The organism is Phaeovulum sp., assembly GCF_041596715.1.
Taxonomy (GTDB): Bacteria; Pseudomonadota; Alphaproteobacteria; order Rhodobacterales; family Rhodobacteraceae; genus UBA6213.
Window position 1 is genome coordinate 1 of record NZ_JBFHIA010000090.1, and the last position, 11,071, is coordinate 11,071.

An 11,071-nucleotide genomic window follows, 5' to 3' on the forward strand; every position below is an offset into this window, starting at 1 on the left:
CCATCGCCCACCGACACTGGCGCCACCAGCATCGTGTCAGAGCCGATAAAGGCATTTGCGCCGATTTCGGTGCGATGTTTCATGACGCCGTCATAGTTGCACGTCACCGTGCCCGCGCCGATGTTGGTGCGTTCGCCCACATGCGTATCGCCAAGATAGGTGAGGTGGCCGACCTTCACGCCCTCATCCAGAACCGCGTTCTTGAGTTCGACAAAGTTGCCCACGTGCACGTCACCGCCAAGCTCGGTTCCCGGGCGCAGGCGCGCGAAGGGGCCGACGGTAGCCCCTGCCGAGATATGGCACCCTTCAAGGTGGCAGAAGGCGCGCACCTCTGCGCCCGACTCGATGGTGACGCCGGGGCCGAACACCACATTCGGGCCGATCACCGCATCGCGGCCAATCCATGTATCAAGCGCGAAAAAGACCGTCTCGGGGGCGGTCAGCGTGACGCCGTTTTCCAGCGCCTCTGCGCGCGCGTTCGCCTGAAACAGCGCCTCGGCGGCGGCGAGTTCGGCACGCGTGTTGATGCCCAGCGTCTCGGCCTCTGGGCAGCGCACGACTGCCACGCTCTGGCCACCTGCGCGGGCGGCGGCAACAATATCGGTCAGGTAATATTCGCCCGCCGCGTTGGCGTTGCCGAGCCCTGCGATCAAGGGTGCCAGCAGCGCCGCATCTATAGCGATCACGCCGGAATTGCATAGCGAGATGGCGCGTTCGGCGGCGGTTGCGTCTTTGAACTCGACAATCCGCTCCAGCCCTGCGGGGCCTGTGACAAGCCGCCCGTAACGCCCCGGATCGGCGGCATCAAAGCCCAGCACGACCACGTCCGCTTTGGCGTCGATCATCGATGCCAGCGTCTCGGCGCGCAGAAACGGAGTGTCACCATAGATCACCACCACCCGGCCCTCAAAGCCCGCCAGCGCCGGTAGCGCCTGCGCCACCGCGTGGCCGGTGCCAAGTTGCGGCTCTTGCAGCACTACCTCTGCTTCGGGCGCGAAACCTTCGACCATTTGGCGCACCTGGTCGCCGCCGTGGCCCGCCACCACCACCATGCGCGCAGGTTCCAGCGTTCGTGCTGCGGTCAGTGCATGTGCCAGAAGCGGTGCGGCACCCAGCGGGTGTAGCACTTTTGGCAGGTCGGATTGCATACGGGTGCCTTGCCCCGCGGCCAGAATGATGACGGCGTTTGCCATGGGTTCACTGCCTTTTGCTGCTCGCCCCGGTTTTATCGCCTATCGCGCCACTCGCAAGCAAAACCGCTTCACGCAATCTTGCAGCAGGTTACAGCGGCCGCGCGCCCAGTTTGGCAGCCGAAGCGGCATCAAGCGCGCCTAGCAGCGCGGCAAGCGCCGCCGCCTCTGCGCCTTCGCCCGCGTCGGCAAGTAGCGGCTGCGCGGTTTGCGCCTGCGCTCGCGCTGCCGATGCGTCATCGGCAAGCAGCCGGGGCAGGGCGGCCGCCAGTGCTGCGGCGTCGGCCACGGCAAGGGCGGCCCCGGCGGCATCGAGGCGGGCATAGACCTCGCGGAAATTGCCCACCTCTGGCCCGTGCAGCACCGCGGCACCCTGTGCGACCGGTTCATAGGGGTTATGGCCACCCACCGGGACCAGCGAGCCGCCAAGAAACGCCACTGGTGCCAGATCGAACCAAAGCCCCATCTCACCCAGCGTATCGGCCAGATAAACATCGGCCAGTGCCGCATCGCCCTGGCCGCTGCTGCGTTCGGCCACCGAAAAGCCTGCCGCCCGCGCCTCGGCAGCAAGGGCGGGGCCGCGAATGGGATGGCGCGGCGCAAGGATCAGCAAGAGGCCGGGCAATGCCGCAGCCGCCGCGCGCTGGGCCGCGAACACCTCTGCTTCTTCGCCCGCATGCGTCGATGCCGCAAGCCAGCGCGGCCGCGCTGACCAAAGCGCGCGAAGCCGCGCGCGCTCTGCGGAATCGACGGGCAGGGCGGCCGCGCTTTCCTTCAGCGACCCGGCGCGGGTCAGCCGCTCGGGGGCAAGCCCGATTGCCAGAAGATTGCGCGCGCTTTGGGCATCTTGCGCCAAGACCTGCGAAAAATGGCTGAGCAGGCGCTGCGCCAACGCCCCCATACGCTGCCAGCGCCGCGCTGAACGGTCCGACACGCGCGCGTTCACCAGCAGCATCGGCACCCCGCGCGCCGCGGTTGCCTCGATCAGGCGCGGCCAAAACTCGCTTTCCACCCAGACCGCCACATCGGGGTGCCAGTGATCCAGAAACCGTGTCACCGCGCGTGGCGTATCAAGCGGCAGATACTGGTGCACCACATGCGCGGGCAGCCGCGTCGCCGCCAGCCGCGCCGAAGTGATCGTCGAGGTGGTGACCAGCAGGCCGAGACCGGGGCGCGCCTTGGCCAGCGCCTGCACCAGCGAAACCACCGACAAAAGCTCGCCTACCGAGGCTGCGTGCAACCATAACAGCTGCCCCTCAGGCCGCACCGCCCCCGCCACGCCCAGCTTTTCACGCCAGCGCTGCGGGTCTTCGCGCCCGGTTGCGGCACGCCGCGCCAGCAGCCAGCGCAGCAGCGGTGCCGCCAGCGCGGTCAGCGCAAGGTAAAGCGCCAGAATGATTGCGCCGATTGCCTGTTGCATGGTCTGGCCTGCGTTCCGATCCCGCTACCGCGTTGCGGCGCAGAAAGCGCTTGCCGCGCCGCGCTTGTCAACCCGGAGGGCCGAATACGCGAAAGGCCCTCGGGTTTCCCCGAGGGCCTTTCCGCGAATTGGAGCGGGCGATGAGATTCGAACTCACGACCCTAACCTTGGCAAGGTTATGCTCTACCCCTGAGCTACGCCCGCACTCCGTTTCGGTGACGGGGGATGTATAAACTCGCGGCGCGGGCTGCAAGAGGAAAATGCGCGAGCGGCAAAAAATCCGCCCGCGCCCCCTTGGTTACTGCACCACCTTTGCGCCGCGGCGCTTCTGCCGCCAAAGGTTCAACCCCTCTACGCCCCCCGCAAAGACCATGGCTGCATAAATGAAACCGCGTTCGACATGGTGGTGCATACCGTCGGCCACCAGCGCCATGCCGACCATCACCAGAAACGCCAGCGCGAGCATTTTGGTCGACGGGTGATGCGAGATGAAATCGGCGATCGGCTCTGCCGCCACCATCATTACCAGAATCGCCACCGCCACGGCTGCGACCATCACCGAAAGGTGGTCAGCAATGCCCACCGCTGTAATCACCGAATCGAGCGAGAACACCATGTCGAGCACCATGATCTGCGTGATGACCGCAAGCATCGTGGCCTTGCCCGCACCGCCTTGCGTGTGCTTTTCGCCCTCGACTTCAGCGAATATTTCGGTTGCGGCCTTCCAGATCAGGAACAGCCCGCCCGCCAACAGGATCATATCGCGCCAAGAAAAGGCGATATTGAAGATGCTCAGCACCGGCGCTGACATGCCGATGATCCACGAGATCGAGAACAAAAGCGCGATTCGCAGCACCAGCGCCCCAACAAGCCCGATGAAGCGCGCCCGCGCTCGCAAAGCTTCTGGTAGCCGCTCTGCGGCAATCGAGATGAAAATGACGTTATCGACGCCAAGTACGATCTCGAGGATCGTAAGCGTCAGAAACGAGGCCCAGATGGCCGGGTCGGACAGAAATTCAAGCATCGCGCCCTCTTTGACTGAGTCGCCGGGCGCGGATGGCCCGACGCAAGCCCTGCTTATGCCGGGGCGTGAGTTGCGGCAAGCGGGGCGTCATGCGACGCCCCGATTCCGAATGCGTCAGCCCGCTTTGGCCAGTGCAGCCCGGATGCCCGCGCCGTATTCTGGCGAGATTGCATCGAAATGGCCCAGTGCGCGCTCGATGATATTCTCTGGCACCCCTGCCATCGAGGCGGCGATGTTGGCGTAAAGCCTTGCACGCTGTTCGGCGGTCAGCACCCGGTCGTGCAACGCGCGCGGCTGGGTGTAATCGTCGATCTTTTGCACATGGGCCTGCCGCCCGGCGCTGCCCGACAGGCGCAGCGGCGGTTCGGCCACGCTTGCATCCTGCACTGCGCCCCCCATCGAGTTGGGCTCGTAATAGGCATCAACCGCGCCAGTTTTCGCCCCGGCAAAGCTCATTGCGCCGTCTTTGTGGTAGTGGTGCACCGGGCAGCGCGGGGTGTTGACCGGAAGCGCCTCGTAATGGGTGCCCAGCCGGTGGCGGTGCGCATCGGCATAGGAAAAGACCCGCGCCTGCAACATCTTGTCGGGGCTGTAACCAATGCCGGGCACCTTGTTCGAGGGGCTGAACGCCGCCTGTTCGATCTGCGCAAAATAGTTGTCGGCGTTGCGGTTAAGCTCAAAGTAGCCAACTTCGTGCAGCGGAAAGTCGGAATGCGGCCAGACCTTGGTCAGATCGAAGGGATCGTATTCGGTCTGCTCGGCCTCTTCCTCGGTCATGATCTGCACCTTCAGCGTCCAGCGCGGGAAGCGCCCGGCCTCGATGCCGCCAAACAGCGCCTCCTGATACCCCTCGCGGGTACGCGCGATGATCGCATTGCCTTCTTCATTGGTGAAATGCGCGTGGCCCTGCTGGGTCTTGAAGTGGAACTTCACCCAGAAACGCTCGCCCGCCGCGTTCCAGAAAGAATAGGTGTGGCTGCCATAGCCGTTCATCCGCGTCGGATCTTGCGGCAGGCCGCGGTCGCTCATCAGAATGGTGACCTGATGCAGGCTTTCGGGAACAAGGCTCCAGAAATCCCACATCGCTGTGTTGGAACGCATGTTGGTGCGCGGATGCCGCTTTTGCGTGTGGATGAAGTCGGGAAACTTCAGCGGATCGCGCACGAAGAACACCGGGGTGTTGTTGCCAACGAGGTCCCAGTTGCCCTCTTCGGTATAGAACTTCAGCGCAAAGCCACGCACGTCGCGTTCGTGATCGGCGGCGCCCGCTTCGCCGGCCACGGTCGAAAACCGCGCCAGCATCGGCGTAACCTTGCCCACCGCGCCGAAAATCGCGGCGCGTGTGTAGCGCGAGATGTCGTGCGTTACGGTAAAGTCGCCAAACGCGCCCCAGCCCTTGGCATGCACGACCCGCTCGGGGATCCGCTCGCGGTTCTGGTGCGCGAGTTTTTCGAGCAGGTGATAGTCCTGCATCAACAGCGGGCCGCGCGGGCCTGCGGTTTCGCTGTTCTGGTTGTCTGCAACCGGTGCACCGGCGGTGGTGGTCAAGCGTGTCATGGTACCTCCTGAAATCTTTCCCGCGCAGGATGAACGCTTCGGCCAATAATGTAAAATTGCAAATCCTGCTCATTCCGATAAGATGATCTTATGAACTTCACGCTCCGCCAACTTTCTTGCTTTGTTGCGCTGATCGAGACGCGGCATTTCGGCCGCGCCGCTGAAAAGGTGCATATCACCCAGCCCGCGCTTTCGATGCAGATCCGCGCACTCGAGGCTGCGCTTGGCCTGCCGCTGGTCGAACGCGGCCCGAGGGCGGTGGTGCCGACCCGTGCGGGCCGTGCCTTGGCGCTGCGTGCGGCGCATATTCTTGCCGAGGCGCAGGAGCTTGCCGCCGACGCGCGCCACCGCGCCCCCCACGCGGCGCTGCAACTGGGCGTCATTCCCACGGTGGCACCCTATTTGCTTCCGCCGCTGCTGCCCCGTTTGGCGGCTCTGCCGCACGCTCGGGATTTGCGCCTGCGCGAGGCGCGCACGGCCACGTTGCTTGCCGAGCTCGCAGATGGCTTGCTTGACGCCGCAGTTATCGCATCTGCGCCGCCTGAGAGCGCGTTCACGGCAAAGCCGCTTTTCGATGACCGCTTTTTGCTGGCTGGCAGTGCCGAGCGGCTGGCGCATCTTGGCCAAGCGCGCGAAGCCTTGCGCCCGCGTGGGCTCGACCCTGACGAGCTTTTGCTGCTGGATGAGGGCCATTGCCTTGCCGATCAGGCGCTAGAGGTTTGCGGGCTGATGCGTTCCAGTGCCCGGCTTGATCTTGGCGCGGCTTCGCTTGCCACGCTTTGTGGGCTGGTGGCGGGGGGCGCGGGGCTGACGTTTCTGCCCGAAATCGCGCTGGCGACCGAAACTGCGGCAGCACCCGGTCTTGCCTGCCTGCGCTTTACCGCGCCCGAGCCGAACCGCACGCTCTACCTGCTGCGCCGCGCCGCCAGCGCCGCCGACGACTGGTTCGACCCGCTTGCCGCCGCACTTGCAGCAACTGGTGAGGCGCTGCTAGCCACGACCCGCGCCCGTGTTCCCTGATATGTGCCGCGCGAAAGTGGCCGGGGTGGCTGGCAGCCCCCTTGGCCTGCCCGCGGTGATGCTCTACATCTGCCGCGATGCCGCTTTGAGGAGCCACCATGACCCGCGATCTCAAGATCCCCGGTGAACGCCACCCTGAAAAGGCGCATCGCCCCGATCAGCAACAACCGGCAAAACCCTCGTGGATCCGTGTGCGCGCCCCTACGTCAGAGGGCTACAAGGCCACGCGCGATACGCTCAAGACCAATCGGCTTGTTACCGTGTGTGAAGAGGCCGGGTGCCCCAACGTCGGTGAATGTTGGAGCGCGGGCCACGCCACGATGATGATCATGGGCGAAATCTGCACGCGTGGCTGTTCGTTTTGCAACATCGCCACGGGTAAACCCGACACGCTCGATGCATTCGAACCGGGGCGTGTGGCGCAGGCGGTGGCGACACTTGGGCTAAAGCATGTGGTCATCACTTCGGTTGACCGCGATGATCTGGCCGATGGCGGTGCTGACCACTTCGCGCAGACCATTCGCGCCATCCGCCACCGCGCACCCGATACCACGATCGAGGTGCTGACCCCCGATTTTCTCAAATGCGGGCCCGAGGCGCTGGAAACGGTCGTCGCGGCGCGCCCTGATGTTTTCAACCATAACCTCGAAACCGTGCCGGGGCTTTACCCCACGGTGCGCCCCGGCGCGCGCTACTTTGCCTCGCTGCGCCTGTTGCAGCGCGCCAAGGAACTCGACCCCGGCCTTTTTACCAAATCGGGAATCATGGTGGGTCTTGGCGAAGATGCGCAGGGCGTGCGGCAGGTGATGGACGATCTGCGTGCCGCGGATGTCGATTTTCTGACCATCGGGCAATACCTGCAACCAACACCCAAGCATCACCGGGTCGATCGTTTCGTAACGCCTGAAGAGTTCAAGGGCTACGAAGGTGCGGCTTACGGCAAGGGGTTCCTCATGGTGTCCGCCACGCCGCTGACGCGCTCAAGCTATCACGCGGGCGATGATTTCGCGCGGCTGCGGGCGGCACGGGCGGCAAAACTCGGGCAGGCCTGAAAACCTGTCAGTGCAAGTTGGGGTCGGTCTCGTGGCATTCGATGCAGCTTTGGCTGACCTCGGTCAGTGCCATCTGCATCGGTTCGATCCCGGTTCCTGCCACCGCAGCCAGCCGCAGGATTGCTGCGGTCATGTCATCAAGCGCGTTCGAACGGGCGGCAGTGCCCAAGACGCTGGCCAGACTGATGCGGGCGATCCCTGTCTTTCGCACCTCGGGCCAGAGCTTGGTCTGGTCAAGCTGCGCCACCATTGCAAGGTTCCGCGCCGCGTCTTCGGCTACGACTGAATCATATTCGACTTCACCGCGCCCCATCGCCGCGATCGGTTCAAGGTAAAGCGCCAGCAGCCGAAACAGCGCCTGGCGTTCGGGAATCTGCTCTTCCACGCGGTTGCTTGCACGTTGCGCACTGGCAAAGCCAAAAACCGCGATGACCGCAAGTAACGCAAAGCCAAAGGATCTTAGTGTTTTCATGCCCCTCGTCCTGTCTGACTTTGTTTTTATTCAGCTTATAAACCAATTCCCACTTTAGGCGATTGCTGCCAGCCTGCCTGCGGCGAGTGGTCGCACTTAGCGAGCGTGGCCGTAACGCAGCAAATTACCTTCGAATCTTTCGCAACCCTTGCCCTAGGCGGTTTGCGGCCCTATCTCGCCCCCAAGCCCTCTGCGGGCCGACAGCGGAGCTCCGATGAAAACCTCACTACATTATTTTCGTTGGGCCTTCGGCATCACTGCCTTGGGCCTCGTACTCGCATTCTGGTTGGGTTTTTCGTATGGCGGCTACCCGCGTGGGGTTTCGTTTCTGCTGATTGCGTCGGTTCTGGCGGTCTTGGAAATCTCGCTTTCCTTCGATAATGCCATTGTAAATGCGAACAAACTCAAAGACATGACACCGGTCTGGCAGCAGCGGTTTCTGACTTGGGGTATCCTGATTGCGGTGTTCGGGATGCGTGTTCTCTTTCCGCTGCTGATCGTCGTCATTGCTGCGGGAATCGGGCCCTTCGAAGCTATTCATTTGGCGGCAACGCGGCCCGCAGAATATGCGGTCATCATCGGCAGCGCGCATTTGTCTATTGCCGCGTTCGGCGGAACCTTCTTGATGATGGTGTCGCTGCGCTATTTTATTGACGAGGGCAAAGAGGTCGATTGGATCCGCGCGCTCGAATGTCAGTTGCGCCGTTGCGCATCCGTGCGCGGGCTCGAGATCGCGCTGGTGCTGGCGGTTATCATGCTCTGCACCGTGCTTTTGCCCGATGCGCGCGAACATGAGTTCCTGATAGCATCTCTGGCCGGGCTTCTGACCTTTTTGCTGGTGGAAGTGCTTGGCCATGTGCTTGACCAACGCTCGAAACTTGCCAGCAGCGCTGCGCGGGGCGGGCTTGGCGCGTTTCTTTATCTCGAAGTGCTCGACGCCTCTTTCAGCTTTGACGGCGTGATCGGGGCCTTCGCACTGACGCAGAACCTGTTTCTGATCGCCATCGGGCTTGGCGTCGGCGCAATGTATGTGCGCTCGATGACGATCATGCTGGTCGAACGCCAGACGCTGGCCGAGTTTCGCTATCTCGAACATGGCGCGTTCTGGTCGATTCTGGTCCTGTCGCTGATCATGTTCGCGCAGACCATGTGGCACATCCCGGAAATGGTCACCGGGCTTCTGGGGGCCAGCCTGATCGGGTTGTCGCTGGTGTCTTCGGTGCGCCACAACCGTGCCGTTCAGGCCAAAGAACTTTTGGCGCAATCACGGTCTTGACAGAAGGCCACCTGCACGCGATGACACCCGCACTTCGGTTTCGCCTCGTGAGGGGCGGATGAAAAGGGAACCCGGTGCGGCGGCTTTGCTGTCTACTCCGGGGCTGCCCCCGCAACTGTAAGCGGCGAGCGAAGGCTGAGAATTGCCACTGGGGTCACACCCGGGAAGGCCAGCCCGAGCCCTGACCCGCAAGCCAGGAGACCTGCCGAGGTGATCACTCATTTCCGCCGCGCGGGGCGCGTGGGGGAGGCGGACTTTCCGCTAGTGGTGATTATCACCGTCGGCGGAAAGGCAATCTTTCCAAAGGCTTGATTTAGGCGGCGCCAAAGGGGCGCATTGGAAAGACATAGTATGCGACATCTCACTCATCTGACCGCAACCGTTGCGGCGCTTGCAGGCAGCATCGCCGCAGCCCCCGCCGTGGCCATCGAATTGATCGAGCTTGACGATATCATCGTCAGCGCCGGGCAAGAGCCGCGCGCCGCCGGGCGCACCGGTGCCACCGTCACCACCGCCACCGCAGAGCAGGTGCAGGCCACGGGCGAACTGAGCCTGACCGAATACCTTGCCCGTATGCCGGGTGTGGGCATCCTGTCGCGCGGCGGCTTGGGCGGGCAGACCAGTTTCACGCTGCGCGGGGTCAGCCAGAACTACGTCAAGGTTCTGGTCGATGGCATCGACGTATCAGACCCCTCCGCGCCGCAGGTGGCGTTTAACATGGGGCGGCTGACGGGTTTGGGTTTCGGGCGACTGGAACTTCTGCGCGGTTCGCAATCGGCGGTGCATGGCGGGCAAGCCGTGGCCGGCGTGCTGAGCTTTGAAAGCCCGGTTCGCGAAGCGTTGGGCAGCGAACAGACCGCCACCTTCGAAGTTGGCAGCTACGGCACCGTTTCGCTTGGCTATGAATACGCGCAGCGCACCGAAACCGGCAGCGTCAGCATTGCCGTTTCACAAGTGCACACCGATGGCTATTCCGCCAAGACGACGGACACCGAAGCAGACGGCTATGACGCAACCAGACTGTCGGTCAAAGGCGAAACCACGCTAGAGAACGGTGTGACCTTGGGCTTTTCTGCCTTTGCCGAAGTGTCGGATGGCGATTATGACCCTTACTTTCCCGGCGATGTAGAAAGCGATGATGAGACCTCGCATCAGACTACGGCGGGTGTGCGGGCCTATGCGCGCTTTGACGTTGGCACTGTTGAGCACGAAGTCAGTGCCAGCCACTTCTCAATGGAACGGAGTCTCTATGGCTCGGAAACCTATTCGGGGTACCTGTCCGAGTCCGAGCTAGATTATTCTGGCCGTCGTTCGACGCTTGCATGGAAGGCCGCAACCGACATCGGCGCGGCCGGGCGGCTAGTGTTCGGCGCGGATGCCACGCGCGAAACCTATAGTCAGACGAGTGACTATGGGTACGGCGCAGAGACGAATGGCGCAAGTTCAGACGTGGTTGGCGTATTTGCCGAATACGCGCACCAGATCGGCAACAACATCGACGTGGTAGCGTCCGTGCGCCATGACGATCATTCCGTTTTCGGCGGCCAAGATACCGCCCGTCTGGCTGCCAGCTGGCGGATCGATGACGCTTGGACGCTGCGGTCATCGCTTGGCACCGGCTTTCGTGCGCCCTCGGGCTACGAGCTTTACGGGCCATACGGCAGCACCGACCTTGAGCCCGAGCAAAGCCAGAGCTTTGATCTGGGGCTAGAGCGCGCGCTGGGCGGCAACGCCTATGTGCGTGCCACGCTATTTCGCATCGACACCGACAATCTGATCGACTTTTCCGATATGGGAACGACGAGTGATTATAGTGATGACGGGTATGTGCAGGTGGAAGGCCTGACCCGGCGCCAAGGGTTGGAGCTTGAGGCCGCAATACCGCTGGGCGAGCGGTTCGAACTGACCGCCGCCTATACATATACGGATGCCACGACGCCCGATCTCAGCTACGGCAACACTTGGTCGTCAGGTTTCGGGCGGCATCAAGTGGCGCTGACACTGGGGACCAAGCTGAACGATGCACTGCGCCTTGACGTGGCCGCGCGGCTGGTGGCGGA

The 11,071-nt window shown here is 63.1% G+C and carries 9 protein-coding genes, 1 tRNA gene and 1 riboswitch; of the genes, 4 read left to right on the forward strand and 6 right to left on the reverse strand.

Annotation, left to right across the window (positions count from 1 at the left end; genetic code table 11):
- The 5 genes from glmU to ABY403_RS07975 all read right to left on the reverse strand — a co-directional run.
- Positions 1-1,193: bifunctional UDP-N-acetylglucosamine diphosphorylase/glucosamine-1-phosphate N-acetyltransferase GlmU (gene glmU / locus ABY403_RS07955; RefSeq protein WP_372840238.1), on the reverse strand; the 1,193-nt coding region annotated here is incomplete at its 3' end.
- Between the two features lie 88 nt (positions 1,194-1,281).
- The gene (locus ABY403_RS07960) at positions 1,282-2,610 is read right to left on the reverse strand and encodes a 3-deoxy-D-manno-octulosonic acid transferase (protein WP_372840239.1); all 1,329 of its coding nucleotides are present in this window, start codon (positions 2,608-2,610) and stop codon (positions 1,282-1,284) included.
- Between the two features lie 129 nt (positions 2,611-2,739).
- Positions 2,740-2,814 (reverse strand) — tRNA-Gly (locus tag ABY403_RS07965).
- Between the two features lie 94 nt (positions 2,815-2,908).
- A complete protein-coding gene (locus ABY403_RS07970) occupies positions 2,909-3,634 on the reverse strand; it encodes a TerC family protein (RefSeq protein ID WP_372840240.1) in 726 nt (241 codons plus the stop codon).
- Between the two features lie 114 nt (positions 3,635-3,748).
- On the reverse strand, positions 3,749-5,191 hold the full coding sequence (locus ABY403_RS07975) for a catalase (protein ID WP_372840241.1): 1,443 nt from the start codon (positions 5,189-5,191) through the stop codon (positions 3,749-3,751).
- A 90-nt stretch (positions 5,192-5,281) separates the two neighbouring features.
- Between ABY403_RS07975 and ABY403_RS07980 the strand changes: the two genes are divergently transcribed.
- Positions 5,282-6,211 carry a LysR substrate-binding domain-containing protein gene (locus tag ABY403_RS07980; protein WP_372840242.1) on the forward strand — a complete coding sequence of 310 codons (930 nt, stop codon included), beginning with the start codon at positions 5,282-5,284 and terminating at the stop codon, positions 6,209-6,211.
- 98 nt (positions 6,212-6,309) lie between these two features.
- Positions 6,310-7,263: a lipoyl synthase gene (gene lipA, locus ABY403_RS07985; protein WP_372840243.1), complete on the forward strand. Its 954-nt coding sequence runs from the start codon at positions 6,310-6,312 to the stop codon at positions 7,261-7,263.
- Positions 7,264-7,270: 7 nt separating this feature from the next.
- Here lipA and ABY403_RS07990 read toward each other — a convergent pair whose 3' ends face one another.
- Positions 7,271-7,735, reverse strand: a complete 465-nt coding sequence (locus tag ABY403_RS07990) for a cytochrome c (RefSeq protein WP_372840244.1) — start codon at positions 7,733-7,735, stop codon at positions 7,271-7,273.
- A 214-nt stretch (positions 7,736-7,949) separates the two neighbouring features.
- Here ABY403_RS07990 and ABY403_RS07995 point away from each other — a divergent pair, with 214 nt between their 5' ends.
- Both ABY403_RS07995 and ABY403_RS08000 read left to right on the forward strand, forming a co-directional pair.
- On the forward strand, positions 7,950-9,011 hold the full coding sequence (locus tag ABY403_RS07995) for a DUF475 domain-containing protein (RefSeq protein ID WP_372840245.1): 1,062 nt from the start codon (positions 7,950-7,952) through the stop codon (positions 9,009-9,011).
- Positions 9,012-9,029: 18 nt separating this feature from the next.
- Positions 9,030-9,236, forward strand: a riboswitch (cobalamin riboswitch).
- Between the two features lie 126 nt (positions 9,237-9,362).
- Positions 9,363-11,071 (forward strand): TonB-dependent receptor plug domain-containing protein (locus ABY403_RS08000; protein WP_372840246.1); only part of this gene is annotated, 1,709 nt, incomplete at its 3' end.

Excerpts from the sequence above, each read along its gene's own strand:
- ABY403_RS07960 (WP_372840239.1), bottom strand. The coding sequence starts at position 2,610 with ATGCAACAGGCAATCGGCGCAATCATTCTGGCGCTTTACCTTGCGCTG.
- ABY403_RS07970 (WP_372840240.1), bottom strand. The coding sequence starts at position 3,634 with ATGCTTGAATTTCTGTCCGACCCGGCCATCTGGGCCTCGTTTCTGACG.
- ABY403_RS07975 (WP_372840241.1), bottom strand. The coding sequence starts at position 5,191 with ATGACACGCTTGACCACCACCGCCGGTGCACCGGTTGCAGACAACCAG.
- ABY403_RS07980 (WP_372840242.1), top strand. The coding sequence starts at position 5,282 with ATGAACTTCACGCTCCGCCAACTTTCTTGCTTTGTTGCGCTGATCGAG.
- lipA (WP_372840243.1), top strand. The coding sequence starts at position 6,310 with ATGACCCGCGATCTCAAGATCCCCGGTGAACGCCACCCTGAAAAGGCG.
- ABY403_RS07990 (WP_372840244.1), bottom strand. The coding sequence starts at position 7,735 with ATGAAAACACTAAGATCCTTTGGCTTTGCGTTACTTGCGGTCATCGCG.
- ABY403_RS07995 (WP_372840245.1), top strand. The coding sequence starts at position 7,950 with ATGAAAACCTCACTACATTATTTTCGTTGGGCCTTCGGCATCACTGCC.